This is a genomic window from Sphingomonas sp. IW22, assembly GCF_041321155.1.
Taxonomy (GTDB): domain Bacteria; phylum Pseudomonadota; class Alphaproteobacteria; order Sphingomonadales; family Sphingomonadaceae; genus Sphingomonas.
Genome location: NZ_JBGGWB010000002.1, coordinates 339,653 through 364,526 on the forward strand (window position 1 = coordinate 339,653; position 24,874 = coordinate 364,526).

The 24,874-nt window shown below is 66.0% G+C and carries 26 protein-coding genes and 1 other annotated feature; of the genes, 11 read left to right on the forward strand and 15 right to left on the reverse strand.

What is annotated here, in order from left to right:
* Window positions 1–71 precede the first annotated feature (71 nt).
* Entirely contained in the window at window positions 72–605 is a 534-nt protein-coding gene (locus tag ACAX61_RS13265; protein ID WP_370715309.1) for a septal ring lytic transglycosylase RlpA family protein, read from the forward strand.
* Here ACAX61_RS13265 and ACAX61_RS13270 read toward each other — a convergent pair.
* Window positions 602–1,075, reverse strand: a complete 474-nt coding sequence (locus ACAX61_RS13270) for a Saro_0803 family transcriptional regulator (RefSeq protein ID WP_370715310.1) — start codon at window positions 1,073–1,075, stop codon at window positions 602–604. The two genes, ACAX61_RS13265 and ACAX61_RS13270, sit on opposite strands and share 4 nt — an antisense overlap.
* Window positions 1,076–1,247: 172 nt before the next feature.
* On the opposite strand from ACAX61_RS13270, the gene katG reads away from it, so the two are divergent.
* Complete coding sequence (gene katG / locus ACAX61_RS13275; protein ID WP_370715311.1) at window positions 1,248–3,464, forward strand: catalase/peroxidase HPI; 2,217 nt, start codon at window positions 1,248–1,250, stop codon at window positions 3,462–3,464.
* Between the two features lie 65 nt (window positions 3,465–3,529).
* Here the strand turns inward: katG and ACAX61_RS13280 are convergent, their stop codons facing one another.
* From ACAX61_RS13280 to ACAX61_RS13305, 6 genes are all read right to left on the reverse strand, one after another.
* On the reverse strand, window positions 3,530–5,017 hold the full coding sequence (locus ACAX61_RS13280) for a SulP family inorganic anion transporter (RefSeq protein ID WP_370715312.1): 1,488 nt from the start codon (window positions 5,015–5,017) through the stop codon (window positions 3,530–3,532).
* Window positions 5,018–5,085: 68 nt separating this feature from the next.
* Window positions 5,086–5,141: a sequence feature (sul1 is cis-regulatory element that is thought to sense ions involved in sulfur or methionine metabolism; They are found in Alphaproteobacteria), on the reverse strand.
* 49 nt (window positions 5,142–5,190) lie between these two features.
* Window positions 5,191–6,621, reverse strand: a complete 1,431-nt coding sequence (gene tldD / locus ACAX61_RS13285; RefSeq protein WP_370715313.1) for a metalloprotease TldD — start codon at window positions 6,619–6,621, stop codon at window positions 5,191–5,193.
* 18 nt (window positions 6,622–6,639) lie between these two features.
* On the reverse strand, window positions 6,640–6,867 hold the full coding sequence (locus ACAX61_RS13290) for a zinc-finger domain-containing protein (protein WP_370715314.1): 228 nt from the start codon (window positions 6,865–6,867) through the stop codon (window positions 6,640–6,642).
* A 68-nt stretch (window positions 6,868–6,935) separates the two neighbouring features.
* Window positions 6,936–8,774: a translational GTPase TypA gene (typA, locus tag ACAX61_RS13295; RefSeq protein WP_370715315.1), complete on the reverse strand. Its 1,839-nt coding sequence runs from the start codon at window positions 8,772–8,774 to the stop codon at window positions 6,936–6,938.
* A 90-nt stretch (window positions 8,775–8,864) separates the two neighbouring features.
* Window positions 8,865–9,671, reverse strand: coding sequence for a DUF72 domain-containing protein (locus ACAX61_RS13300; protein ID WP_370715316.1), 807 nt, complete (start codon window positions 9,669–9,671; stop codon window positions 8,865–8,867).
* 50 nt (window positions 9,672–9,721) lie between these two features.
* A complete protein-coding gene (locus tag ACAX61_RS13305) occupies window positions 9,722–10,039 on the reverse strand; it encodes a hypothetical protein (RefSeq protein WP_370715317.1) in 318 nt (105 codons plus the stop codon).
* Between the two features lie 98 nt (window positions 10,040–10,137).
* On the opposite strand from ACAX61_RS13305, the gene ACAX61_RS13310 reads away from it, so the two are divergent.
* Together ACAX61_RS13310 and ACAX61_RS13315 are read left to right on the forward strand one after the other, a co-directional pair.
* Window positions 10,138–11,094 carry a 2-hydroxyacid dehydrogenase gene (locus ACAX61_RS13310; protein WP_370715318.1) on the forward strand — a complete coding sequence of 319 codons (957 nt, stop codon included), beginning with the start codon at window positions 10,138–10,140 and terminating at the stop codon, window positions 11,092–11,094.
* 59 nt (window positions 11,095–11,153) lie between these two features.
* Window positions 11,154–13,475 carry a beta-L-arabinofuranosidase domain-containing protein gene (locus tag ACAX61_RS13315; RefSeq protein ID WP_370715319.1) on the forward strand — a complete coding sequence of 774 codons (2,322 nt, stop codon included), beginning with the start codon at window positions 11,154–11,156 and terminating at the stop codon, window positions 13,473–13,475.
* A gap of 9 nt (window positions 13,476–13,484) precedes the next feature.
* Here the strand turns inward: ACAX61_RS13315 and ACAX61_RS13320 are convergent, their stop codons facing one another.
* From ACAX61_RS13320 to ACAX61_RS13355, 8 genes are all read right to left on the reverse strand, one after another.
* Window positions 13,485–14,213, reverse strand: a complete 729-nt coding sequence (locus ACAX61_RS13320; RefSeq protein ID WP_370715320.1) for a sigma-70 family RNA polymerase sigma factor — start codon at window positions 14,211–14,213, stop codon at window positions 13,485–13,487.
* Window positions 14,210–16,294, reverse strand: coding sequence for a flagellar biosynthesis protein FlhA (gene flhA, locus ACAX61_RS13325; RefSeq protein ID WP_370715321.1), 2,085 nt, complete (start codon window positions 16,292–16,294; stop codon window positions 14,210–14,212). Before flhA ends, ACAX61_RS13320 begins: the two co-directional genes overlap by 4 nt.
* On the reverse strand, window positions 16,294–17,178 hold the full coding sequence (locus ACAX61_RS13330) for a lytic transglycosylase domain-containing protein (RefSeq protein WP_370715322.1): 885 nt from the start codon (window positions 17,176–17,178) through the stop codon (window positions 16,294–16,296). Before ACAX61_RS13330 ends, flhA begins: the two co-directional genes overlap by 1 nt.
* 79 nt (window positions 17,179–17,257) lie before the next feature.
* The gene (locus ACAX61_RS13335; RefSeq protein ID WP_370715323.1) at window positions 17,258–17,563 is read right to left on the reverse strand and encodes a flagellar protein FlgN; all 306 of its coding nucleotides are present in this window, start codon (window positions 17,561–17,563) and stop codon (window positions 17,258–17,260) included.
* Window positions 17,550–17,846, reverse strand: coding sequence for a flagellar biosynthesis anti-sigma factor FlgM (gene flgM / locus ACAX61_RS13340; protein ID WP_370715324.1), 297 nt, complete (start codon window positions 17,844–17,846; stop codon window positions 17,550–17,552). Before flgM ends, ACAX61_RS13335 begins: the two co-directional genes overlap by 14 nt.
* A gap of 97 nt (window positions 17,847–17,943) precedes the next feature.
* Window positions 17,944–18,465 carry a flagella basal body P-ring formation protein FlgA gene (locus tag ACAX61_RS13345; RefSeq protein WP_370715325.1) on the reverse strand — a complete coding sequence of 174 codons (522 nt, stop codon included), beginning with the start codon at window positions 18,463–18,465 and terminating at the stop codon, window positions 17,944–17,946.
* Window positions 18,462–19,022: a flagellar motor protein MotB gene (locus tag ACAX61_RS13350; RefSeq protein WP_370715326.1), complete on the reverse strand. Its 561-nt coding sequence runs from the start codon at window positions 19,020–19,022 to the stop codon at window positions 18,462–18,464. Before ACAX61_RS13350 ends, ACAX61_RS13345 begins: the two co-directional genes overlap by 4 nt.
* On the reverse strand, window positions 19,019–19,660 hold the full coding sequence (locus ACAX61_RS13355; RefSeq protein ID WP_370715327.1) for a motility protein A: 642 nt from the start codon (window positions 19,658–19,660) through the stop codon (window positions 19,019–19,021). Before ACAX61_RS13355 ends, ACAX61_RS13350 begins: the two co-directional genes overlap by 4 nt.
* A gap of 181 nt (window positions 19,661–19,841) precedes the next feature.
* Between ACAX61_RS13355 and flgB the strand changes: the two genes are divergently transcribed.
* From flgB to ACAX61_RS13390, 7 genes are read left to right on the forward strand one after another with little or no spacing between them, the layout of a single operon-like run.
* Window positions 19,842–20,195, forward strand: coding sequence for a flagellar basal body rod protein FlgB (gene flgB / locus ACAX61_RS13360; protein ID WP_370715328.1), 354 nt, complete (start codon window positions 19,842–19,844; stop codon window positions 20,193–20,195).
* Window positions 20,196–20,197: 2 nt separating this feature from the next.
* Window positions 20,198–20,611, forward strand: coding sequence for a flagellar basal body rod protein FlgC (flgC, locus tag ACAX61_RS13365; protein ID WP_370715329.1), 414 nt, complete (start codon window positions 20,198–20,200; stop codon window positions 20,609–20,611).
* A gap of 2 nt (window positions 20,612–20,613) precedes the next feature.
* The gene (locus ACAX61_RS13370) at window positions 20,614–21,297 is read left to right on the forward strand and encodes a flagellar hook assembly protein FlgD (protein ID WP_370715330.1); all 684 of its coding nucleotides are present in this window, start codon (window positions 20,614–20,616) and stop codon (window positions 21,295–21,297) included.
* A 27-nt stretch (window positions 21,298–21,324) separates the two neighbouring features.
* Complete coding sequence (locus ACAX61_RS13375) at window positions 21,325–22,593, forward strand: flagellar hook protein FlgE (protein WP_370715331.1); 1,269 nt, start codon at window positions 21,325–21,327, stop codon at window positions 22,591–22,593.
* A gap of 26 nt (window positions 22,594–22,619) precedes the next feature.
* On the forward strand, window positions 22,620–23,366 hold the full coding sequence (locus ACAX61_RS13380) for a flagellar basal-body rod protein FlgF (RefSeq protein ID WP_370715332.1): 747 nt from the start codon (window positions 22,620–22,622) through the stop codon (window positions 23,364–23,366).
* A gap of 12 nt (window positions 23,367–23,378) precedes the next feature.
* Window positions 23,379–24,167 (forward strand): flagellar basal-body rod protein FlgG, encoded by a 789-nt coding sequence (gene flgG, locus ACAX61_RS13385; protein ID WP_370715333.1) that lies wholly within the window; start codon window positions 23,379–23,381, stop codon window positions 24,165–24,167.
* Entirely contained in the window at window positions 24,148–24,867 is a 720-nt protein-coding gene (locus ACAX61_RS13390) for a flagellar basal body L-ring protein FlgH (RefSeq protein ID WP_370715334.1), read from the forward strand. Before flgG ends, ACAX61_RS13390 begins: the two co-directional genes overlap by 20 nt.
* The last annotated feature ends 7 nt before the right edge of the window (window positions 24,868–24,874 follow it).

Consider the following 24,874-nt stretch of genomic DNA (forward strand, 5'->3'; position numbering starts at 1 on the left):
GGATCGGGTGGCTTGCACCCTCTCTGCAGGGCCGTATGAACCGGCGCGTGATACGGAAATCCATAATCGCCATGGCGTTGACGCCATTGCTGCTTTCGGCGTGCGCGGGCGGGTTTCGCCCGGTGGCGGATACGCCGGTCAAAGTGGGGGCGCCCTATCGCGTGCGCGGCGCAACCTATTCACCGGCGGCGGACCCGGCTTACGACATGCTGGGCTATGCCAGCTGGTATGGCAGCGAATCAGGCAACCGCACCGCCAATGGGGAGCGGTTTCGGCCCAAATGGATCACCGCGGCCCATACTACCCTGCCGCTGCCCAGCTATGTCGAGGTGACGGCGCTGGATAGCGGGCGGCGGATGATCGTGCGCGTCAACGATCGCGGCCCGTTCAGCGAGCGTCGGCGGATCATCGATCTGTCACGCGGAGCAGCCGAGCGGCTGGGCCTGCATCGCGGCGGCCCGGCGCCTGTGCGTGTCCGCGTCGTCCAGCCCGACGAACGCGACCGTGCCCACCTGCGAAAGGGGAAGCCGGCGCGCGATCTGTCGCCCGTGTCCGAACGCATCCTCGCCAATCTGCGCGCGCAGCTGGGCGCCGCGCCGGATTAGCTGTGCAGCCGGGTCAGAAGCGCGACCAGCGTTTCGACCTCCGCCGGGGTGTAGCGCTGTTTCAGCCAGTGTTCGTGTTCGCGAACCGCGACCTTGGCGACTGACAACGCCTCGCGGCCTGCATCGGTCAGGTTCAGCGTCTGTTTCCGCCGGTCGGATGCCGAGCGCCCGCGTAGCAGATAGCCGCGCCCCTCTAGCCGGTTGACGATGGCCATGGTCGTCGCCCGGTCCATCCGCATCCGCCGCGCCAGCCCCGCCTGCGCGATGTCGGGGTTGTCGTCGACCAGCCACAGCACGGCGACCTGCTTTTGCGTCAGATCCAGATGGCCGAAGGTTTCGTTGAAATGGCGATAGACCGCGCCATGCGCCAGGCGGATATGGAACCCGACGATATCGCGGATTTCCCCAATATCGCCGGCATCCTCATCCGGTGGAATGGTGGCCGCGACCGGCTCTTTTGTCCTCAACATCCGCATGGCGTTCCACTGGGGTAAGACACTGCGCCAGCGAAGTCGAGGGGGCCAAGCATCGCTGCAAACGCACACGTCGCTTACTCTGAACGAAACAAGCGGTTGGACGCGGCGCAACCGTAACGCAATCCTCAAGGCATAGTTTTGCGTGGAAACGCCAAGAGGAGATGTCATGAACGTCGAGACGAAATGCCCGGTTCATTCGGGTGGCAAGGTGGATGGCGCCGCCGTCCTGTTCGAAATGACCAACCGTCTGTGGTGGCCCAACGCGCTCGACCTGTCGGTGCTGCACCGGCACGGCCCGGCGGGGAACCCGATGGGTGAGGCATTCGATTACGCCGCCGAGTTCCAGACGCTCGACCTTGCGGCGGTAAAGGCGGACATCGCCGTGCTGATGACCGATTCGCAGGACTGGTGGCCGGCCGATTTCGGCCATTACGGCCCGCTGTTCATCCGCATGGCGTGGCACGCCGCTGGCACCTATCGCATCGGTGACGGTCGCGGTGGCGCGGGTGAGGGGCAGCAGCGGTTCGCGCCGCTTAATTCCTGGCCCGACAATGCCAATTTGGACAAGGCGCGCATGTTGCTGTGGCCGATCAAGCAGAAATATGGCCGCAAGCTCAGCTGGGCCGATCTGCTGGTGCTGACGGGCAATGTCGCACTCGAGTCGATGGGTTTCGAGACGGCAGGCTTTGCCGGTGGCCGCGCCGATGTGTGGGAGCCCGCGCAGGACGTGAACTGGGGTCCGGAGCGTGAATGGTTGGCGACCAGCGACACGCCAGGCAGCCGTTATTCGGGTGAGCGCGATCTGGCCAACCCGCTGGCTGCGGTGCAGATGGGCCTCATCTACGTCAATCCTGAGGGACCGGACGGCAATCCCGATCCGGTCGCAGCGGCCAAGGACATCCGCGAAACCTTTGGTCGCATGGCAATGAACGATGAGGAGACCGTCGCGCTGATCGCCGGTGGTCACACCTTTGGCAAGACGCACGGCGCGGCGGTGCCCGACGAACATGTCGGCGCCGAGCCGGAGGGCGCCGATGTTGAAATGCAGGCGTTGGGCTGGGCCAACAGCTTCGGCAAGGGCCATAGCGAGGATACGATCACCAGCGGTCTGGAAGTCACCTGGACGCAGGAGCCGACCCGGTGGACCAACCTGTATTTCAAGAACCTGTTCGAGCATGAGTGGGAATTGACCAAGAGCCCGGCGGGCGCGCATCAGTGGGTGGCCAAGGACGCGGCAGAGGACGTGCCCGACGCCCATATCCCCGGCAAGATGCATCGCCCGACGATGCTGACCACAGACCTGTCGCTGCGGTTCGATCCGATTTACGGTCCGATCTCGCGCCGCTTCTATGAGAACCCGGATCAGTTCGCCAAGGCCTTTGCCGAGGCATGGTACAAGCTGACGCACCGCGACATGGGCCCGCACCCGCGCCTGCTGGGGCCGGAAGTGCCCGCGGAGCCGCGGCTGTGGCAGGACCCGGTGCCCGCGGTCGATCATCCGCTGATCGACGTAGGCGACGTCGCTGCGCTGAAGGACAAGCTGCTGGCATCGGGCCTGTCAGTGTCGCGGCTGGTCAAGACGGCCTGGGCATCAGCCTCCACCTTCCGCGCAACCGACAAGCGCGGCGGGGCGAACGGGGCGCGCATCCGCCTGGCCCCTCAAAAGGACTGGGCGGTCAACGAGCCGGCTGAACTCGCCCATGCGCTGTCGGTGATCGAGGGTGTGCAGCGCGACTTCAACGCCAGCGCGACTGGCGGCAAGCGCGTAAGCCTGGCCGACCTGATCGTTCTCGGCGGTGTGGCGGCGATCGAAAAGGCAGCGCGCGATGCGGGTCATACGGTCAGCGTGCCCTTCACGCCGGGCCGCACCGATGCCACCGCCGAGCAGACCGATGCCGAATCGTTCGACGCGCTGGAGCCGGTGTTCGACGGCTTCCGCAACTATGCCGGCGGCGACACGCCCTATTCGCTGGAGGAAATGCTGGTCGAGCGTTCGGCCATCATGGGCCTGTCGGCGCCTGAAATGACGGTGCTGCTGGGCGGCCTGCGCGTGCTCGGCGCCAATCACGGCGATTCGACACACGGCGTGTTCACCGACCGGCCGGAAGCGCTGACCAACGACTTCTTCGCAAAGCTGCTGGAAACCAGCTTTAAGATGAAGTGGGAAGCGGCGGGCGACGGCACCTATGTCGCGCGTGATCGCAAGACGGGTGAGCCGCGCTGGACGGGCACGCGCGTCGACCTGGTGTTCGGCTCCAACTCCCAGCTTCGCGCGCTGGCCGAAGTCTATGGCTCGGCCGACGCGGGCGAGAAGTTCGTCGGCGATTTCGTCAAGGCATGGACCAAGGTGATGGAGGCTGACCGCTTCGACCTGCATCGCTGAGGCCCGGCCCAAGCGAAAGGACAACGCCGCGCTTCCATGTGGGAGCGCGGCGTTTTTTTACTGGCTCAGTGCGGGGTGGCGCCAAGTTCGACGCCGGTCTTGTCGTGCAACGCGAACCGGTCGATCAGGTCGGCACTGGCGCGGTTATAGCCGATTACCGACACATCCCGTCCACTGCGGCGCAGCTTGGCCACGATCTTGTCGAGCGCGCCGACGCCGGAAATGTCCCAGAAATGCGCGTCCCGGACGTCGATAGTCACGCGCGCCGCAGGTTCGGCAGTGGCAAAGGCGCGAGTGAAGCGGTCGACCGAAGCAAAAAAGATTTCGCCCGACACATGATAGGTCGCGTGGTCCGGTGCGGTCTCCACACGCTCGACAGTGAACATCCGCCGCACTTTCCCCGCAAAAAAGATGCCCGACAGCAGCACGCCGGCCAGCACGCCCTGTGCCAGATCGTGGGTGATTACCACGACCGCGACCGTCACCAGCATCACCACCGATGATGTCGGCGGATGGCGGCGCAGATTGGGGATCGAGTTCCAGCTGAACGTGCCGATCGACACCATCACCATCACCGCGACCAGCGCGGGCATCGGAATGCGGCCCACCACCGGGCCAAGCGCGGCGAGCAGAAACAGCAGAAACGCACCCGCGACAAAGGTCGACAGCCGCCCGCGCCCGCCCGACGTGACGTTGATCACCGACTGGCCGATCATCGCGCAACCGCCCATGCCCCCGACCAGCGCGGCGGCGATGTTGGCGCCACCCTGACCTGCGCATTCCTGGCGCTTGTTGCTGTCGGTGTCGGTCATGTCGTCGACGATCTGTGCCGTCAGCAGCGATTCGAGCAGTCCCACCGCCGCCATGGTCAGCGAATAGGGCAGGATGATCCGCAGCGTCTCCAGCGTCAGCGGCACTTGCGGCAAGGCGATGCTAGGCAAGCCTTCGGGCAGGGTCCCCATGTCGCCCACGGTGCGGACGGGCAGGCCCATGGTGATGCTGATGATCGCCAGTACGACGATCGCCACCAGCGGCGACGGGACCGCCTTGGTCACGCGCGGCAGCAGATAGATGATCGCCAACCCGCCCGCGACCATCGCATAGCTGTGCCACGTCACACCCGTCAGTTGCGGGATCTGCGCCATGAAGATCAGGATGGCCAGCGCGTTGACGAAACCGGTGATGACGGACCGTGACACGAACTGCATCACCAGATCCAGCCGCAACAGACCGGCAACCATCTGGATCAGGCCCATCAGGATGGTCGCGGCGAACAGATATTCGACCCCGTGGTCGCGCACCAGTGGCGTCACCACCACAGCGACGGCGGCGGTAGCTGCGGAAATCATGCCGGGCCGTCCGCCAAGGAACGCGATGACCATCGCAATCGCGACCGATGCGTACAGGCCAACCCGCGGATCGACGCCGGAGATGATGGAGAACCCGATCGCTTCGGGGATCAGCGCCAGCGCGACGACGATGCCGGCCATGACATCACGGCGCGCGCCGTCGATGCCGGAGAACCATTGGTTCCGATAATTTGTCTCGTTCATTGGATACCAGAATGCAGCCACATGGGCGCCCCATCAGGACGAAGGGCGATACGCGAGACCCATGGGTTCATTGTCCGGCGGATCGGCGGCCGGAAGAGCCACCCGGATTTGCACCGGGTCCTTGCGAATAGGCTCCGCTTAGCCGCGAAATTGCTGCACCGCAACCCGATCCGTCAGTTGAGTGCAGTGCCCCCCACCGTCAGGCCGCCGATCAGCACGCTGGGCTGGCCGACTCCGGCGGGCACGGCCTGGCCGCCCTTGCCGCACATGCCGACCCCTTCGTCGAGGGCGAAGTCGTTGCCGATCCCTTCCACTTTGGTCATCGCGGTCGGGCCGTCGCCGATCAGCATCGCGCCCTTGATCGGGGCACCCAACCGGCCATTCTCGATCATATAAGCTTCGGTGCAGGAAAACACGAAGCGGCCGGATACGATGTCGACCTGGCCGCCGCCAAAGCTGGTGGCGTAAATGCCGCGCTTCACGCGTGACATCAGTTCCGCCGGATCATCCTGCCCGCCGCGCATGAAGGTGTTGGTCATCCGCGGCATCGGCGCATGGGCAAAGCTTTCACGCCGGCCGTTACCGGTGGGCGCAACGCCCATGAGCCGGGCATTCAGCCGGTCGTGAATATAACCCTTCAGAATGCCGTCCTCTATCAGCACATTTTCCTGCGTCGGCGTGCCTTCATCGTCGATCGACAGCGATCCGCGCTTGCCCGCGATGGAGCCGTCGTCGACCACGGTCACGCCAGGCGCCGCCACACGCTCACCGATACGGCCCGAAAAGGCCGAGCTGCCCTTGCGATTGAAATCGCCCTCCAGCCCGTGACCGACCGCCTCGTGCAGCATCACCCCGCACCAGCCGGGGCCGAGCAGTACCGGCATCTCGCCCGCAGGGGCGGGCACGGCCTCAAGATTGACCAGCGCCTGGCGCAGCGCCTCATCCACCGCGCGGTTCCAGGTTTCGGGCGCCATGACCCGGTCGTAGAGTTCGCGTCCGCCAATGCCGAAGCTGCCCGATTCGCGGCGGCCATTCGATTCGACCACGATGGTCACGTTCAGCCGCACCAGCGGGCGAACGTCGGTCGCAGTGAACCCGTCGGGGCGAACGATCTCCACCACGTTCCACGATCCGGTCAGTGCCACGCTGACCTGCGCGACGCGCGGATCGCGCGCGCGAGCGGCAGCGTCGATCGTCTGGCACAGCGCGACCTTCTCGGCAAAGGGCACCAGGTCGAGCGGGTCGGCGGCGGTGTAAAGGTGGCGGTTGTTGCCGCGCGGCGGCGGTGCCTTTGCCTGACGCGCGGGGTCGATCAGCGCCATGGTGGAGGCCGCCCGGCGAATCGCATCCGCCGACAGCGCGTTGCCCTGGGCAAAGGCGGTCTGCTCACCGGACACAGCGCGCAGGCCAAAACCCGAATGATTATTGTAGGACGCGGTTTTCAGCCGCCCGTCGTCGAACCCGAATGCCTCGCTGTGCGAATATTGCAGGTACAGCTCGCCATCCTCGGCACGCGACAGCGCTTCGCCGGTCAGCTTGAGAGCGGTTTCGGGGTCGAGTGCATCGCCATACAGGAACGCGCGGGGATCGGTGGAAACAGTCATTCCGCCGATATAGGTGGCTCAGCGGCCTGCACCATCCCCATGGTCGGGCAACTGCGAATGATCGGCGCCGTCAGCCGGGCCACCGATCAGCACGAAGCGGCGGTCGCAATAGCCGCAATCGACATAACCGGTTTCGTTGATCTGGAGCCAGACGCGCGGATGTCCCAGCGCGGGTGCGATTTCGCCTGCGCCGTCACAGGCGACACGCGGGGTCGAGGTGCGGATGAGTTCGGGCGGCGCGATCATGGCGGTTCGCCTAGCAAGCGAACGCGCGCGCCGCAATTGGCGACGCGCGCGTTCGGGTTGGAGAGGAATTAAGCGGCCTTCTGGCGGCTCTGGCGCTTGCGCTCGTTCGGGTCGAGGTAACGCTTGCGCAGACGGATCGATTTCGGGGTCACTTCGACCATTTCGTCGTCGTCGATATAGGCGATTGCCTGTTCCAGCGTCATCTTGCGCGGCGGGGTGAGGCGAATGGCGTCGTCCTTGCCCGACGAACGGATGTTGGTCAGCTGCTTCGCCTTCATCGGGTTGACCTCAAGGTCTTCCGTCTTGGCGTTTTCGCCGATGATCATGCCCTCGTACAGCGCTTCGCCGTGGCCGACGAACAGGATGCCGCGCTCTTCCAACGAGTTAAGCGAATAGGCGTTCGCTTCACCCGTACCGTTGGAGATCAGCACGCCGTTCTTGCGGCCCTCGATCGGGCCCTTGTGCGGACCGTACTTCTCGAACAGCCGGTTCATGATGCCGGTGCCGCGCGTGTCGGACAGGAATTCGCCGTGATAGCCGATCAGGCCGCGCGACGGGGCGGAGAAGGTGATGCGCGTCTTGCCGCCGCCCGACGGACGCATGTCGGTCATTTCAGCCTTGCGCAGGTTCATCTTCTCGACGACCGTGCCCGAAAATTCCTCGTCCACGTCGATGACGACGGTTTCGTACGGCTCGGTCTTGTTGCCGTTCTCGTCGGTGCCGAACAGCACGCGCGGGCGGCTGATGCCCAACTCGAAACCCTCACGGCGCATCGTTTCGATGACCACGCCCAACTGAAGTTCACCGCGACCAGCGACTTCGAAGCTGTCCTTGTCGGCGGCTTCGGTCACGCGGATGGCGACGTTCGATTCGGCTTCGCGAAGCAGGCGGTCGCGAATCATGCGCGACGTCACCTTGGTGCCTTCACGACCGGCCATGGGCGAATCGTTGACCGCAAAGCGCATCGACAGCGTGGGCGGGTCGATCGGCTGCGCCTGGATCGGCTGGCTGACCGAGGTGTCGCAGATGGTGTTCGACACGGTCGCGACGGTCAGGCCCGCCAGGCTGATGATGTCGCCGGCCTTCGCCTCGTCCACCGGTACGCGGTCCAGGCCGCGGAACGACATGATCTTGGACGCACGACCCGTTTCGATGACGTTGCCGTCCATGTCCAGCGCGTGGATCGGCTGATTGGTGCGGACCGTGCCCTGCTCGACACGGCCGGTCAGGATGCGACCAAGGAAGTTGTCGCGGTCCAGCAGCGTGACCAGGAACTTGAATTCCGCATCGGGGTCGACGGCGGGCGGCGGCACATGGGCGACGATCTTTTCGAACATCGGCGTCAGTGTACCTTCGCGCGCTTCCGGATCGGTCGAGGCATAGCCGTTGCGGCCCGACGCGAACAGCACGGGGAAATCGAGCTGGTCGTCATTCGCCTCAAGGCTGACGAACAGGTCGAACACCTCGTCCAGCACTTCCTGGATGCGGGCGTCCGAACGATCGACCTTGTTGACGACGACGATCGGGCGCAGGCCCAGCTTCAGCGCCTTGCCGGTCACGAACTTCGTCTGCGGCATCGCGCCTTCCGACGAATCGACCAGCAGGATGACGCCGTCGACCATCGACAGGATGCGTTCCACCTCGGCGCCGAAGTCGGCGTGGCCGGGCGTGTCGACGATGTTGATGCGGACAGAGTTTTCAGGCGTGCCATCGGGCGACCAGTCGACCGACGTCGGCTTCGCAAGGATGGTGATCCCGCGTTCCTTTTCGAGGTCGTTCGAGTCCATCGCGCGCTCTTCCACGCGCTGATTGTCGCGGAAGGTGCCGGATTGGCGGAAAAGCTGGTCGACGAGCGTGGTCTTGCCATGGTCGACGTGGGCGATGATCGCCACGTTGCGGAGTTGCATAGGGTGTCCGTTGGTTTGGCCGCGCCCGTCGCGCGGGGTTCGGGTGGCGCGCTTAGCTCATTTGCTGCGATGGCGAAAGGGGGGTGCGGTTCAGGGGCGGCCAACCCGGTCGATCAGCGCCATGGCGGCGGCGGGGGCGCGTTCTTTTGCGCCGTTGATCATGAACGCGAAAACATCGCGCGGCTTTCGATCGGGCGGGGTGCCGAGCAGCGGCAGGTCACCCGCCTGTCCGCCCGCCGCCCATTCGCGCGCCCAACCGGCAAAGCGGTCGAGCGTCGCGGCGGGAAAGCCCTGTTCCTCTGCCGCAACGGCATTTTCGAAGCGGGCATAGACGAAATCGCCGCTCACATCGCCAATGCCGGGATATTCGTCGGACCACGCGTTGACGATCGCCACCCGGGCAGCCCGGGCCATGCCGATAAAGGCGGGGTCGCGGAAGCTGTCGTGGCGCACCTGCACCGCGTGGCGCAAGCCGATGCCGCCGTGACTGGCGGGCAACAGCTTGAGGAACGCGCCGAAATCGTCCGCGTCGAATTTCTTTGTGCCCATGAACTGCCACAGGATCGGGCCAAGCCGGTCGCCCAGCTCGACGATCCCCTGATCAAGGAAACGCGCGATCGATTCGCCTGCTTCACCCAAAATCTTGCGGTTGGTGACGTATCGCGATGCTTTCAGCGTGAACACGAAGCCGTCGGGCACCGCCTTTGCCCAGTTTGCGAACGTCGCGGGCTTGAAGCTGGAATAATAGGTGCCGTTGACCTCGATCGCGGTCATGGCGGCAGCGGCATGTTCCAGCTCGCGCTTGTGCGGCAGCCCTTCGGGGTAAAAGGTGCCGCCGCGCCACGGTTCATAGGTCCAGCCGCCGATGCCGACGCGAATCGTGCCTGCCGTTGCCATGCTGTCCTCCTGCCCTTCGGCTGCGCCTTAGCAGGGTCTGGCAGCGTGCGTCAGGGCTGGCTGCGCACCGCGCCGCGATCCTCAACCAGCGTGGGGGAGGGGCCGGTGGCGGGGCGAAGCGCTTCCCGGTCGGCGGCGCTGACGGGCGCGGTGGGGTCGGGGCGGAAGTCCACGGGTGCACGCTGATCGGCGGGCGGGCGGCTGCCGTCGCGCGGCAGGTCGGGTGCGGCATGCCCCTCCGCCCCGTCGCGGCGGCGGCCGTTCATGTACCAGCCGAGCGCGGCAATGCCCGCAGCAGCGACGGCCACCCCGGCACCGGCGGCCAGCATCGTGTTGCGGGACAGGTCGGGCAGGCGGCGGTCGATCATGGTTTCAGCTCCTGAATCAGCATTTGCCATGGTGAACCGGTGGCCGGGCGCACGGTTCCGTGCGTGCCGATGCGCCGGCTTTGCGATAAGATCGCGCCATGACCCAGGATTCCCGCCCGGTGCTGATCCGGCTGTGCCCCTTCCCCCCCGATCTTGAGGCCGCGCTGGCCGAGCGGGGGCAGGTGATCGACTGGCCTGCGCTCGCCCCGGCCGAGCGGTCACAGTGGTTGAACGATCATGCCGGCGGCGTTCGTGCCATCATCACCAACGGCCATGTCGGCGCACCGCGCGATCTGGTCGAGGCGCTGCCCGCGCTGGGCCTGATCGCGGTCAACGGTGTGGGGTATGACCAGGTCGACATCGCCCATGCCGCTGCTCATGGTGTCGCGGTCGCCAACACGCCCGACGTGCTGACCGACGATGTCGCCGATCTGGCGGTGGGGCTCGTGATCGGGCTGATCCGCCAGATTGCGCGCGCCGACGCCTTCGTCCGGGGCGGGGCGTGGGCGGGGGGCAACATGCCGCTGGCGCGCAAGGTGACGGGCCGTCGATTCGGGATCGTCGGGCTGGGCCGCATCGGCCATGCCATTGCCCGGCGGCTGAGCGTGTTCGGGCCGGTCGCCTATACCGGGCGCGCGCCAAAGCCGGTCGCATATGATTTTCATCCCGACCCGCTGGCGCTGGCGGCGGCGTGCGATGTGCTGATCGTCGCTTGTGCCGCCACGCCTGCGACCCGGCACCTGATCGACGCGCGGGTGCTTAACGCGCTTGGCCCCGACGGCGTGCTGGTCAATGTCGCGCGCGGGTCGGTGGTGGACGAAGCGGCGCTGGTCGCCGCCGTCGAGAACGAATTGATCGCGGGCGCCGCGCTGGACGTGTTCGAGGATGAGCCCAATGTCCCCGCTGCCCTGATCGACAGCCCCGCGACGCTGCTGACCCCACATATCGCCAGTGCCACGGTCGAAACGCGCGGGGCGATGGCAGCGCTGGTGCTGGACAATCTGGATGCGTTCCTGGCGGGCAGGCCGCTGTTGACGCCCGTCTCTCCGGCCTGAACGCTTGCTCCGAGGGCGGCACCGCGTTTATAGTCAGAGTAATAATCGGGAGAGACGATGTGCTGAACTGGTCGCGCAGGGGTGCGCTGGGCGCGGGTGTGGCAATGGGGCTGGCACCGTCGCTGGGCTTTGCCGGACAGTCGATGTCGACCGGCGGGACAACCGCTCGCCCCTTCCCATTGGCGCAGGTGCGCTTGAAGCCGTCGATCTTCCTCACGTCGATAGAGGCGAACCAGCGGTTCCTGTTGTCGCTCGAGCCCGACCGGCTGTTGCACAATTTCCACGCCGGCGCCGGATTGCCGTCAAAGGGCGAAGTCTATGGCGGCTGGGAAGCGCGCGGAATCGCGGGCCATTCGCTGGGCCATTATCTGACCGCCATGTCGCTGCTCCATGCCCAGACGGGCAAGCCGGCGTTTCGCGAACGTGCCGCCTATATCGTCGGGGAACTGCGCGCGGTGCAGGCGCGCCATGGCGACGGCTATGCCGGCGGCACCACCGTCGAGCGCGATGGGCGGACCGTGGACGGCAAGATTGTTTATGAAGAGCTGCGGCAGGGCCGGATCGACAGCCATGGTTTCGGCGTCAATGGCGGCTGGGTGCCGCTTTACACCTATCACAAGGTGGTGGCCGGTGCGTTGGACGCGCATCAGCTGGCGGGTATCAACGACGGGCTGCGCGTGGCGATCGGATTGGGCGATTATCTGGGTACCATCCTGGAAGGGATGACCGACGCTCAGGTGCAGAAGCTGCTGGTCGCCGAACATGGCGGGCTGACCGAATCCTATGCCGAATTGTATCGCCGCACGGGCAATCGCCGCTGGTTGACCCTGTCGCAGCGGATGCGCCACCATGCGATCGTCGATCCGCTGGCCGCCGGGCGCGACGAACTGGCGGGCAAACATGCCAATACCCAAATTCCCAAGATCATCGGCGATGCGCGCCTGCACGAACTGACCGGCGATCCGCGTTATCGGCAGGTGGCCGATTTCTTCTGGAACATCGTCACCCGCGATCACAGCTATGTCATTGGCGGCAATTCGGATCACGAACATTTCGGCCCGCCGCGCCAATTGTCCGAACGGCTGGACCAGCAGACGTGCGAGGCGTGCAACAGCTACAACATGCTCAAGCTGACCCGGCACCTTTATGGCTGGAGCGGGGATGCGGCCTATTTCGATTTCTATGAACGCGCGCACCTGAACCACATCATGAGCCAGCAGGACCCCGAAACGGGGATGGTGACCTATTTCACCGCGCTGGCATCGGGGATGAGCCGCGTTCATTCAGAGCCGACGACCGATTTCTGGTGCTGTGTCGGATCGGGGATGGAAAGCCATTCGAAACATGGCGACAGCATCTACTGGCAGCGCGGCGACGCGGTGGCGATCAACCTCTATTACGCCTCAACGCTGGATGCGCCCGAAGCGCGGCTGGACATGGAAACCGCCTTTCCCATGGACGACGGTGTCCGCATCTCGGTGGCAAAGCCGCCGCGGATGCTGGCGCTGCGCGTGCCGGGCTGGTGTGCGACGCCCGATGTCCGCGTCAACGGCAAGACTGCGGGGCGGCGCGAGGGCGGTTACTGGATGCTGGCGGGACTGAAGGCGGGGGACCGCATCGAACTGCGCCTGCCGATGGCGTTGCGCGTCGAAACCATGCCCGATAACGACCGGCTGGTCGCGTTTCTCAGCGGGCCGCTGGTACTGGCGGGCAATATGGGACCGGCCGGGCCGATGTGGGAAGGCCCGCCGCCTGCCATCGTCAGCGATGCCGCGCGACCGGTGCTGGTCGCGGATGACGGGCTGCATCGCTATCGACTGGGCGCGCAGGGCCGGCCCGGCGACCTGTCGCTCACGCCCTTTTTCGCGCAGCATCACAACCGCACCGCCGTTTATTTCCAGCGTTTCGGCACGGGCGAATGGGCGACCGAATCGGTGGCGTGGGAACGTGCCGCGCGCGAGCGGGCCGAGCTGGAAAAGCGCACCGTCGACGTCATCCGGCTGGGTGAGCAACAGCCGGAGGTCGATCACGCGTTCGACGGCACCGAAAATACCGCCACCGTCCCGCATCAGATCGACCGGTCGCGCGTGGTGCAAAAGGGCCATTTCGCCTTTGACCTGAAGGGCGCGGGCGGGCCGGCGGCACTGCACGTTACTTATGGCGCGCGGCACCGGGACCGCGATTTCCGCATCCTGGTCGACGGCAAACTGCTGGCACGCGAGACGCTGAAGGGCGAGGCCGCGGCCGGGCGCAATATCGTCGTCTATCCTTTGCCCGACGGCATGGGCGGGGGCGACCGGATGCGCGTGCGCTTCGAAGCGGACACGGATCAGGGCGTGGAAGTCTATCAGGTGCGGCTGGTGCGCATGCCGACTGTCTAGCGGGCCGGGTCACACCCGGCCGGACAGCGCCTTTTTAAGGCGGGAATGGGCGCTGGCCTTGATCTGGCACACCCGCGCCGCGCCGACGCCCAGCACCTGTCCGATTTCCTCCAGATTGAGTTCCTCGACATAATAAAGCTGCACGACCATCGCTTCCCGCTCCGGCAGGGCGGCGATGGCGGTAGCCAGCGCGTCGCGCGTGTCGGCTTCGGCCAGCGCGGAAAAGGCGTCGCCGCCATCGTCGACGAACCATGATAGCTCGTCGGAATAAACCTCGTCGATCGAATCGAACCGCAACGCTTCTGCCGTGGCATAATCGACGCGCAGCTTTTCGATGGTGACGCCCAGCCGTGCGGCGACCTCCGCCTCTGTCGGTGCGCGGCCCAGCGCGTTGTGCAGCGCCGCTAGGCTTTCCTGATACGCCTTACGCCGTTTCATCGCGCCGCGCGTCAGCGTTGCCTGTCGCCGCAATTCGTCGATCATGCTGCCGCGCACGCGGGTCATGGCGAAGTTGTGGAAGCTGGTCTCGCCGCGATCCTCGAAACTGCGGGCGGCTTCGACCAGCGCGATCATGCCGATCTGGACCAGATCCTCGACTTCGACGATGGCGCTCATGCTGCCATGAACGTGCCAGGCGACCCGGCGGACCATCGGCAGTTCGGCCTTGACCATCGCCTCCACATCGCGCGCGGCGGGGCGCTGGGCAGGGCTGTAGGTCAGCGGCGCGGCGGCGTTCATGCGGGCAGCGCCTCTGCCGCTCCGATCACCGCGACGACCTCGACCGCCTTGTCTTCGGGCACTTCGAAAAAGCTCATGACCGGCGTGTCGGGCAGGTAAGTACGCACCAGCTTGCGAATCGCACGGCGGATCGATGGCTGGACGACCAGCGCAAAGGGCTTGGCTTCCGCCATCAGCGGCTGTGCGGCCTGTTGCAGGGCGTCGACGATGCGGCGGCCCAGATCGGGTTCGATGGTGTGCCGCCGCTGCGTGTCGGCGCGCATCGCCTGACCCAGCAGCGCCTCAAGCTGACCCTCCAGCGTCATCACGCGCAGCGGCTCGCGCACGCCGCACAGCTTCTGCACGATCAGGGGGCCGAGTTCGGGGCGGATTGTCTCGATCAGTTCCTCGGCATCGTTGGTGCGCTGGGCAGCGACGGCGATGGCGGCGGCGATGCGGCGGAATTCCTTGAGCGGGATATTCTCGGCCAACAGGCCGCGCAGCACTTGGGTCAGCGTCGTCAGCGGCAGCGGGGCGGGGCACAGGGCGGCGACCAGCGCGGCGGCGCGTTCCTTCAGCCCGTCCAGCAGCGCCTGCACTTCGTCCGGGCCGAGCAGGTCGGCGGCGTTCTGGATCAGCAGGTGGTTCAGATGCGTGGCGATCACCGTGCCTGGATCGACGACCAGATAGCCCATGCCCGTCGCCTGATCGGCATCGCCCGCCGCGATCCATGTCGCGTCCAGGCCAAAGGTCGGGTCCTTTGCCTCCTTGCCGCGCAGTGCGCCAACGCCCTGTCCGGTGTTCAGCGCCAGCATTTCGTCGGGCGACACCTGATCCTCGCCCACGACGACGCCGTTGACCAGGATGCGATAGGTAAAGGGCGCCAGGTTGATGTCGTCGCGCACACGTACCTGCGGCACGACAAAGCCCAGTTCCTTGGACAACTGACGCCGCACGCCGGTGATCCGGCTCATCAGCGGGCTGCCCTTGCGGTCGTCGACCAGCGGGACCAGGCCATAGCCGATGTCGAGCATGACCTGCATCCCCTCGGTCACTTCGTCCCAGCTGATCTTGGACAGATCGGCGGGGGCAGATGCCTCGACGGGTTCGGGCGGCGGCGGGCGGTCGGCAATCTTCTTCAGGCGCCAGGCGGCATAACCGGCAGCGGAAGCGGCGGGCAGGATGACCATCGCCGGCATGCCCGGCAGAAAGCCCAGCAGCGTCAGGATCGCCGCCACCGGTGTCCAGGTGCGGTGCGATGCGAACTGGCTGCCGATCTGGCCCGACAGGTCGTGGGTGGAGGCGACGCGCGTCACGATCGCGGCTGCGGCGATGGACAGCATCAGCGCGGGGATCTGCGCCACCAGCGCGTCACCGATCGCCAGCAGGATATAGGCGCTGGCCGCATCCGACACCGACAGGCCATGGCTGACCACGCCCAGGATCAGGCCGCCGACAATGTTGATCGCCAGGATCAACAGTCCGGCCACCGCATCGCCCTTCACGAACTTGGACGAACCGTCCATCGCGCCATAGAAATCGGCTTCGGTCGATACCTCGACGCGACGCGCACGCGCTTCGTCGGGCGTGATCAGACCGGCATTCAGATCGGCGTCGATCGCCATCTGCTTGCCCGGCAGCGCGTCCAGCGTGAAGCGTGCCGACACTTCCGACACGCGGCCCGCGCCCTTTGTTACGACGATCATGTTGATGATCATCAGGATCGCGAACACCAGGATGCCGACGACATAATCGCCGCCGATCAGGAAGGTGCCGAACGCCTCGATCACATGGCCCGCCGCCGCTTCGCCCTCATGCCCGTGTACCAGCACCACGCGGGTCGATGCGACGTTCAGCCCCAGGCGGAACAGCGTGACGAACAGCAGCACCGTCGGAAAGGACGAGAAGTCGAGCGGCTTCTGCGCGTTCAGCGCCACCATCAGCACAGCCAGGCTGAGCATAATGTTGGCGATGAAGAACACGTCGAGCAATGGCGCCGGGATCGGCACCACCATCAGCACGACCAGCAGCAGGATGGCGCCCGGCAGCGCCGCCGAACGCGACGCGGATCCCCAGCCACCCTTGGCGAGCGAAGCGAACATCAGGCCCCCAGATTGGCGAGCATGAGATAGGCAAGACGCGCGGTTTCCGGCGTCGGGCGATAGGGGCTGACACGGTCGGCGGCCAGCGCGTCACGCGGCTGCGCGCGCACGACGTTCAGATTGGCCAGCGTCGTCTCAAGCCAGTTGTTGTCGCCGTCGGTCGCTCCATTGCCCAGAATGACATCGACGCCGGGCATGCGCGGCGTGGTGTCGGTGCTGGCCAGCGCCATGCCGTCGGGCAGCGCGCGCGACGCGACTTCGGCGCCGCGATCCAGCTTGCCCGCGAACCGGTCATAGATTTCACCCAATGAGCGCGGGCGTCCGCCATCGGCATAGAAGATGCTGCGATTGGCGGCGGCGGCGGCGGGGAACATGGATGCGGCGACGCGGCCGGGTGCGGCCTGCATCGTGCCCAGAAACTTCTTGGCGCCGCCCAGACCCAGGAAATGCGCCATGTAAAGGTCGGTGCCGTTCGCTTCGCGACCCAGCGTGGATTCCAGCGCTGCCTTGTTGTCGCTGGCATGTTCGGCGGCCATCAGCGACGCGGCGCGCGGGTCGCTTCTCAGATCCAGAATGGCGCGGCGCACCCCTGCATCGGCAACATGATAGCGGCCATTGGCGCCGCGCTGGATGCTGTCTGCGGCCCAGCCAAGGCCATGTTCGGCGCCATGTTCCTTCATCACGCCCAGCCAGCTCTGTTCGATGAACTGGTAAAGCCCCGTGGCGGAGGAAGTGCGAGCGCGCGCATTGGCGCGCATGCCGCTTTCGATCTGCGCCTGACCCAGCAGATAGGTGAAGTCCACGCCCGTGCGACGGCTCGCTTCGGCAATGGCCGAATGCGGGCTGGTCTGTTGCGGGATGGTTGCCGCAGTTGCGACACGCATATTCATTGCCGGTAAGCCCCCGTGTTCACGGGTTCACCAGCAAGGGGCGTGCCAATCGTGGGGCTGTCGCCCCGCCGGATCAGGCGAAGGCAGTCGCGCGGTAGGGAGCGACCGCCTGACCGGCAAGCGACTGCAGCCGGCGGCGGACATTTGCCGCCATCAGGTTCACATAAATCCGCGCGGTATCGTTCAACCGCTGCGCCTCACGCGCCAGCGCGCGCAGTTCATCGGTCATCGGCTCGCCTTCGCATGCGGCGACGGTGTCGATATGGCCCAGCTTGGCCGATGTCGCGCGTTCCAGCGCGCGGGGGTCGTTCGCCTTCAGCGCCGCGATTTCGGCGTGGAGGCATTCGATCACCTGAACAAGAGCGTCACGCCGGTTCATCGGGCTTCCAGTTCAGCTTGAAGGCGAGAAGGCGGTCGGCAATCGTCGTCGGCACGATCGGAAAGCTGCCATCGGCAACAGCCTTGCGAATGCGTGCGACACGATCGCTGTCGACCGGCGGGGTCGATGCCAGATCGCGCGCGGTGGCCACCATCGACGACGCGGCGCCCGCTTCGACCTTTGCATCAGCAGCGGGCGCGACGCGCGCGGCGGCCTTGACCGGCGCGACGGGCGCCAATGCGACCTTGTTGAGCTTCGAACCGATCGGGTCCACCATCGCCATCACTTTCCATGCGTGTCTGACAGGGAGGGTAACGACCGGCTTTCGGCAGCGTTTAGGAAAAAATTCACGGTTCGCGAAAAAAAGTTCGCGGCGCCGCTCAGCTGCTCCATCCGGGCAGGGTTACCCGGCCGGGTTCGACGGCCACTGCCTGGATCGGCGGCTTGGACGGATCGATACGCACCATCAGCCGCCCGCCACGTGGCGCGTCGCCCATCGCGACGCCGTCGCGCGTGATCGAAAAGCCGGCCGAACCGGCGGCGACCGTCACCGGATCGCCGCGCTTCACCACGATTTCGGGCTTTGCAGGGGCGGCGATCGGCGCAGGGGCCGATGCGGCGATGATCGGGCGGGGTTCCGCCTTTGGCGATTTGATCGGCACATAAATGCGCCAGACCGGTGCCATACATCGGACGACGACCGCGTCGCGCGTACTGCCGCGCCATTCGAACTGCGGCATCGGGCATCGCGCCAGCTTCAACCGGGCATCGACCCGCGTCAGCGCGCCGCCATCCTCCCCGATGGCATGACCGGTAAATTGTTCGACGGCGGTGTCCAGCAGCGCGGTCGATTGAAAATCCGGCGCGGCGGCCAGTGCCAGCAGGAAAAGGGCGGGGGTCATGGGTTCGCTCCTGTTTGGGCGGCAAGCGGCAATTGCCGGGCGGCAATGGCTTGCCGCCCGCCGGCAAAGCCGACCGAGAGAAGGACGTGGCGACCCCGTGTGTCGAGGTCGGTGGAAATGGCGATGCGGTCACGCGGCACTGCGCCCGACCGCACCAGGATTGCTGCCACCGCGCGGGCGCGATCGGCGGCCAGGATAGGCGCGCTGTCGGTCAGCGGATCGCGGTCGGCCGCGCTGTCGTCGGTCGATCCGGTAACGGTGACGATGGTGCGCGGGTCTTTGGCTGCTTCGGTCGCCCAGCCGACCAGCCGGGCAATGCGCGGCGCGGTAGCGTCGGCGACGGCGAAACCGCGCACGACCGCGCGGTCCAGCGGCATGGGCGGCGCCCCCGGTTCGGGCACGCCGAACCCTTCCCGTATCGCGGCGGCAAGCTGTTGCCGGTCGAGCTGGGCCGACTGCACAAAGACGAAGAAGCCCACCAGCAACAGGCACAGATCGGCCAGCGTGATCAGCCAGAGCGGGCGGGCGGCCTGCTCCTCGAACCGTGCGCGGGTCATGCGGCGGCAACCCGTGGCCGCTCGCGCCGGGCAAGGGCGTGGAGAGGGGCTTCCAGGCGCTCGCGCTCGAACGCCTCGTCGCGGGCAAGGCGGCGCAGGCGGCCTGCGATCGGCTGGGCGATCAGATTGCCGAACAGCGCACCGTACAGCGTGGCGAGCAGCGCAACCGCCATGCCGGGGCCGATCGCAGCGGGATCCTGCATCGCGGTGAACATCCGCACCAGGCCAATGATCGTGCCGATCAGGCCAAAGGCGGGTGCCGCCTCCGCCATGCTCGACCAGATTTCGGCGGCGGCCAGCTGACGTTCGGCGCGTGCGTCGCGGGCGCGGATTACGGCGTCGCGCACCGCTTCGGGCGGATCGCCGTCGACGATCATCCGCACCGCCAGTGCGACATCGGGATCGGCGATCACCGACTTGTCGAGTGCCATCACCCCGTGTTTGCGCGCAATCCGGCCAAGCGCGGCGATCTGGTCGACGGTTTCGTCCATGCGCGGCGCCGCGCGCGGCAGGGTTGCCAGCGCCGCAAGGCCGCGGCCGATCTGGCCCAGCGGAAATCGCACCAGCGTGGCAGCCGCCACGCCACCCAGCACGACGAGCGCTGCAGTCGGATCGGCAAAGGTCGCGAGCGGATTCATGCGCGAGCTTCCAGCAAGAGCCGTGCCATTGCCGCCCCGGTTGCCGTTTGCCGGTCGGGCGGCAAGCGTTTGCCGGTTCCTTGCCGATCAGGGGCTGCCGATGCGGCCCCGTGAAACTGGCACGCCCCTTGCTGGATCGTTCGTGAATTGATGCGAGCGCAGGAAAGGAGGGCGCGGACAGATGGCGAATGAAGGACTTTTCGGGATCCATGGCACCGCGCTGGCCGTCCGGTCGCAACGCATGGGTCAGCTGGCGTCGAACATCGCCAATGCATCGACTCCCGGTTACCAGGCGAAGGACATCGACTTTCAGGCCGCGCTTCGCGGGGCGGAGGCGCCGGGCGGGCGTGCCGATATGGCGATTGCCGCCGCCACCAAATATCGCGTTCCGCTTCAGGCATCGATCGACGGCAACACGGTCGAGCTCTCGACCGAACAGACTGCCTTTGCCGAAAATGCGGTCGCCTATCAGACGACGCTGTCGTTCCTGAACGGTCGCATCAACACCATCACCCGTGCGCTGAAGGGCGAATGACCATGGCCGGCAGCAACCCGCTCAACATCTTCCAGGTTTCCGGCCGCGCCATGTCGGCGCAGCTGGTGCGGATGAACACGACCGCCTCGAACCTTGCCAATGCCGGCACGGTCGCCACGACAGAGGCCGCCGCCTATCGCACGATGAAGCCGGTGTTCCGGACGCATTTCGATACCGCGAGCAGCATGGCTACTGTCGATGTCGAAACGGTGATGAGTGCTGGCGAAGCGCCGACCAAGCGCCACGACCCCGGCCACCCGCTGGCCGATGCCGACGGCAATGTGTGGGAATCGGCGGTCGATGAAACGCGCGAGCTGGTCGACATGATGGAAGCGGCGCGCACCTATCAGAACAATGTCGAGGTGATGCAGACGGCCAAGTCGCTGATCACCGAAACGCTGCGGCTGGGACGCTGATCATGGCCAGCAGCTTTGACAACACCCTTAGCGGGCTTGGCATCAATCGTTCGGCCGCCGGGTCGGTGGAAACCGTCACGCGGGCACAGACCCAGACGATGGATCAGTCCGACTTCCTCGAACTGATGACCGCCCAGCTTAAGAACCAAGACCCGTTCGAACCGGTCGACAATACCCAGATGGTTGCCCAGATGGCGCAATTCTCGTCGCTGGCGGGCATTACCGAAATGTCCTCCACGCTGAAGGCGATTGCCGAGAAGCTGGGCGGGGCGACGATGGGTGACGCGCTCAACTGGGCCGGGCGCACCGTCCTGACCGAAGGGGCGGTCGCCTATCCGCGCGCCAGCGGCGGGATCGAGGGTGCGGTTGAGCTGGACGCCGCCGCGACCGACGTCACCGTGACGATCAGCGACGCCAATGGCGGCGTTCTCAAGCGGATCGAGCTGGGTCAGAAGACGGCCGGCACCGCCAATTTCAACTGGGACGGCAAGACCGAGGCCGGCGAGGATGCCGGCGCGGGGCCGTTCGTCGTTTCTGTCTCTGCCACCGAAGGCGCCGCCCCGGTTGCCGCCCGCAGCCTGGTCTGGGCGCCGGTCACATCGGTTTCGATGGTTGCGGGCGAGCCGATGCTCACGCTGCCCGGCATCGGCCAGGTCAAGGCAAGCGCCGTCCGATCGGTCGGCTGAACCCATTTCGCGAAAGGAAGCAACACGATGTCCTTCTACACCTCGCTCAGCGGGCTTCAGGCCAGCCAGAAGGAAATGTCGACGATCAGCCACAATCTGGCGAACGTCGCGACCGACGGATTCAAGAAAAGCCGCGTCGAATTCGGCGACGTCATTGCCTCCAGCGCGAACAGCAATCCCAGCGCCCAGGTCGGCGCGGGTGTGGTGACCAAGTCGATCACCCAGCAATTCGGCCAGGGCAACCTGATCCAGACCGGCGGCGCGCTGAATCTGGTGGTGTCGGGCGACGGCTTTTTCGCGACCAAGGGTACGGTCGAAAGCGAGCAGCTGAACTATACCCGCAACGGCGCCTTCGTCGTCGATCCCAACCGCTACGTCGTGGACGGCAATGGCGGACATCTTCAGGTTTATCCGGTTGACGGTTCGGGGGCGGTTGTCGCCAGCGGCGTCGACGGGCTGGTCAGCCTGCGTCTGCCGGAAACCAGCGGCACGCCGGTCCCGACCAGCGCGGTGGGGCTGGGGCTGACGATGAATGCCGGCGCGCCGTTGCCGAGCGGGGCGTTCGACCGGTTTGACGCCAGCACGTATAACAACGCGACCCAGACCACGATCTACGACGCCACGGGCAATCCGTTGACGATGACCAGCTATTTCGTGCGGACGCAGGCGCCGACCGCCGCAGATCCCGCCAGCCAGTGGCAGGTCTATACCTATGTCGGGGACGAACAGCTGGCGGCGGACCCGGCCAATCCGGCGCCGATCACGCTTGAATTCGATGATACGGGCGCTCTGACCGCCCCGGCAACGCCGACCCAGTTCGCGCCGTTCACGCCCGCCGGTGCCGCCGCCGAACAGACGGTCTCGCTGGACTTCACCGGTTCGGCTCAGCTGGCGGCGCCCTTTTCGGTCAATACCCGCAGCCAGAATGGCGCGGCGGTCGGCAAGCTGGAATCGGTCAACGTGTCGGAGGACGGTACCGTGCGCGCCAGCTTCTCCAACGGCGACAGCAAGGCGCTGGGCAAGGTGGCGCTGGCTAATTTCTTCAACCCGACCGGCCTTCGCCAGCTGGGCAACAGCTATTGGGCGGCGACGGGCGTGTCGGGCCAGCCGACGCTGGGCGAGGCGGGCAAGGACGGTTTTGGCGGGCTGATGACCGGCATCGTCGAAGGGTCGAACGTCGACATTACCGAGGAACTGGTCGCGCTGATCGCTGCACAGCGCAATTTCCAAGCGAACGCCAAGTCGCTCGATACCTCGAACCAGATCTCGCAGACGATCTTCAACATCCGCGGCTGATGAGCCGGAGACCGGGAGCCTAGCCGATGGACAAGCTGGTCTATACCGCATTGTCGGGCCTGAAGAGCCAGATGGCCGCGCAGGGGGTGATCGCGAACAATATCGCGAACGCCTCCACCACCGGCTTTCGTCAGGACCAGATCAGCTTCGAACGGCTGATGCTGAAGGGGCAGGCGCTGGAAACGCGCTCACCCGCGGCGCAGGAAGTGGCCGATTTCGATCGGCGCGCGGGCACGATCGTGTCGACGGGGCGCCCGCTGGACGTCGCCATGATCAGCGACGCCTGGATCGCGGTGCAGGCACCCGACGGGACCGAGGCCTATACCCGGCGCGGCGACCTGAGCGTCGCGGTATCGGGCGTGCTGCAAAACGGAGAGGGCGTTCCGGTCATGAGCGAAGCCGGCCCGATCACCGTGCCGCCGCATGACCGCATCGCCATTGCCGACGATGGCACGGTGACCATCGCCCCCAGGGGCGCGGAGCCGGGCGCGCCGATGCAGATCGTCGGTCGTATCAAGATGGTCAGCACCGAAGGTAGCCAGACCGTCAAGGGTCTGGATAACCTGCTGCGCGTCAAGGACGGCGGCATCCTGCCCGTCGACATGGACGCCAAGCTGGCAAGCGGTTCGCTGGAACAGTCGAACGTGAACCTGACCCAGGCGCTGGTCGACATGATCGAGAACCAGCGCGGTTACGAAGTGCAGGCCAACCTGCTCGCCGAAGCCAAGAAGATGGATGAAGAGAGCGCGTCGCTGATGCGCGTCCAGGGATAAGGAGACGATCCCATGAGCAATGCCGCCATGCACATCGCACGCACCGGGCTGGACGCCCAGGATGTGCGGATGCGCGTCATCTCGAACAACCTCGCCAACGTGAACACCACGGGTTTCAAGCGCGACCGGGCGAGCTTCGAGACGCTGGCCTATCAGGTCGTCACCGCCGCCGGTTCGGCCAGCACCGCCGAAACCCGCTATGCCACGGGGCTGAACATGGGCACCGGCGTGCGCGTGCAAGGCACGGCGCGCATGAACACGCAAGGGTCGCTGCAGACGACGGGCAATTCGCTGGACATGGCGCTGGACGGCGACGGGTTTTTCCAGATCCAGCTGCCGGGCGGCCAGCTGGGCTATACCCGCGCGGGCAATTTCGCACGCTCACCCGAAGGGCTGTTGGTGACGGGAGAGGGGTTTCAGGTGATGCCCGGCATCACCATTCCCGAAGGTGCCACCGCCATCACCGTCGGCAGCGACGGCACCGTGTCCGCCACCGTGCCGAACCAGACCGAAGCGGCGCAGATCGGCCAGCTTCAGATCGCCAGCTTTCCCAATTCCGCCGGGCTTCAGGCGACGGGCGACAATTACCTGATCGAAACCGCCGCCAGCGGTCCGGTCAACATGGGCATCGCCGGCCAGGACGGGCGCGGCCAGATCCGGCAGGGGATGCTGGAAGGGTCGAACGTCAATGTCGTCGAGGAACTGGTCGACATGATCGAGACGCAGCGCGCCTATGAGGTCAATTCCAAGATGATCTCGGCCACCGATGAAATGCTGAAATATGTCAATCAGAACATCTGATTCGCGCATCGCCGGGTCGCGCCGCCGGTTGCGGGGCCAGGCGGCGCTTGCCGTCGTCGCCGCGCTGCTGGTCGCCGCGCCCGCGCAGGCGCAATTGTTCGGTGGCAAGAAGAACAAGGACGATTTCTCCGCCACCATGCCCGCGCCGGTCGCCGTGCGCCCGGCCAATGGCGCGATTTTTCAGGCCAGCGAGGGCTATGCCGCCCTGTACGAAGGGCAGCGCGCCCGCCGCGTTGGCGATCCGCTTACCATCGTGTTGGTCGAACGCATGGCGGCGTCGAAGTCGGCGGCTTCGAACCTGGACAGCAAGGGCAGCTTCGGCCTGGCCGGGCCGTCGTCCGGCCCCCTGTCGCTGTTCAACCCGACCGACGCGCAGGCCAGTGGCAATCGCGGCTTTCAGGGACAGGGCATGGCCGATCAGTCCAACGCCCTGTCGGGTGAGGTCAGCGTGACCGTCGCCGCCGTCTATCCCAACGGCACCATGCTGGTTCAGGGGCAGAAGCGCGTGACCCTGAACCGCGGGGACGAATTCGTGCAGATCAAGGGAATCGTGCGGACGATCGACGTGGACGCCAATAACCGTGTGCCGTCGACCCGCGTTGCCGATGCCAAGATCAGCTATATCGGCAAGGGCGATGTCGCACGTGCCAGCCGTCAGGGGTGGCTCAGCCGCTTCTTCCAGGTCATCAGCCCGTTCTGATGGGAAT

Excerpts from the sequence above, each read along its gene's own strand:
- flgB (WP_370715328.1), top strand. The coding sequence starts at position 19,842 with ATGGCGAATGAAGGACTTTTCGGGATCCATGGCACCGCGCTGGCCGTC.
- ACAX61_RS13355 (WP_370715327.1), bottom strand. The coding sequence starts at position 19,660 with ATGAATCCGCTCGCGACCTTTGCCGATCCGACTGCAGCGCTCGTCGTG.
- ACAX61_RS13320 (WP_370715320.1), bottom strand. The coding sequence starts at position 14,213 with ATGAACGCCGCCGCGCCGCTGACCTACAGCCCTGCCCAGCGCCCCGCC.
- ACAX61_RS13345 (WP_370715325.1), bottom strand. The coding sequence starts at position 18,465 with ATGACCCCCGCCCTTTTCCTGCTGGCACTGGCCGCCGCGCCGGATTTT.
- ACAX61_RS13300 (WP_370715316.1), bottom strand. The coding sequence starts at position 9,671 with ATGGCAACGGCAGGCACGATTCGCGTCGGCATCGGCGGCTGGACCTAT.
- flhA (WP_370715321.1), bottom strand. The coding sequence starts at position 16,294 with ATGTTCGCTTCGCTCGCCAAGGGTGGCTGGGGATCCGCGTCGCGTTCG.
- ACAX61_RS13330 (WP_370715322.1), bottom strand. The coding sequence starts at position 17,178 with ATGCGTGTCGCAACTGCGGCAACCATCCCGCAACAGACCAGCCCGCAT.
- ACAX61_RS13290 (WP_370715314.1), bottom strand. The coding sequence starts at position 6,867 with ATGATCGCGCCGCCCGAACTCATCCGCACCTCGACCCCGCGTGTCGCC.
- ACAX61_RS13305 (WP_370715317.1), bottom strand. The coding sequence starts at position 10,039 with ATGATCGACCGCCGCCTGCCCGACCTGTCCCGCAACACGATGCTGGCC.
- ACAX61_RS13350 (WP_370715326.1), bottom strand. The coding sequence starts at position 19,022 with ATGACCCGCGCACGGTTCGAGGAGCAGGCCGCCCGCCCGCTCTGGCTG.
- ACAX61_RS13380 (WP_370715332.1), top strand. The coding sequence starts at position 22,620 with ATGGACAAGCTGGTCTATACCGCATTGTCGGGCCTGAAGAGCCAGATG.
- ACAX61_RS13335 (WP_370715323.1), bottom strand. The coding sequence starts at position 17,563 with ATGAACCGGCGTGACGCTCTTGTTCAGGTGATCGAATGCCTCCACGCC.
- ACAX61_RS13265 (WP_370715309.1), top strand. The coding sequence starts at position 72 with ATGGCGTTGACGCCATTGCTGCTTTCGGCGTGCGCGGGCGGGTTTCGC.
- flgG (WP_370715333.1), top strand. The coding sequence starts at position 23,379 with ATGAGCAATGCCGCCATGCACATCGCACGCACCGGGCTGGACGCCCAG.
- ACAX61_RS13270 (WP_370715310.1), bottom strand. The coding sequence starts at position 1,075 with ATGTTGAGGACAAAAGAGCCGGTCGCGGCCACCATTCCACCGGATGAG.
- katG (WP_370715311.1), top strand. The coding sequence starts at position 1,248 with ATGAACGTCGAGACGAAATGCCCGGTTCATTCGGGTGGCAAGGTGGAT.
- tldD (WP_370715313.1), bottom strand. The coding sequence starts at position 6,621 with ATGACTGTTTCCACCGATCCCCGCGCGTTCCTGTATGGCGATGCACTC.
- ACAX61_RS13310 (WP_370715318.1), top strand. The coding sequence starts at position 10,138 with ATGACCCAGGATTCCCGCCCGGTGCTGATCCGGCTGTGCCCCTTCCCC.
- ACAX61_RS13375 (WP_370715331.1), top strand. The coding sequence starts at position 21,325 with ATGTCCTTCTACACCTCGCTCAGCGGGCTTCAGGCCAGCCAGAAGGAA.
- flgM (WP_370715324.1), bottom strand. The coding sequence starts at position 17,846 with ATGGCGATGGTGGACCCGATCGGTTCGAAGCTCAACAAGGTCGCATTG.
- ACAX61_RS13280 (WP_370715312.1), bottom strand. The coding sequence starts at position 5,017 with ATGAACGAGACAAATTATCGGAACCAATGGTTCTCCGGCATCGACGGC.
- ACAX61_RS13390 (WP_370715334.1), top strand. The coding sequence starts at position 24,148 with ATGTCAATCAGAACATCTGATTCGCGCATCGCCGGGTCGCGCCGCCGG.
- ACAX61_RS13370 (WP_370715330.1), top strand. The coding sequence starts at position 20,614 with ATGGCCAGCAGCTTTGACAACACCCTTAGCGGGCTTGGCATCAATCGT.
- typA (WP_370715315.1), bottom strand. The coding sequence starts at position 8,774 with ATGCAACTCCGCAACGTGGCGATCATCGCCCACGTCGACCATGGCAAG.
- flgC (WP_370715329.1), top strand. The coding sequence starts at position 20,198 with ATGGCCGGCAGCAACCCGCTCAACATCTTCCAGGTTTCCGGCCGCGCC.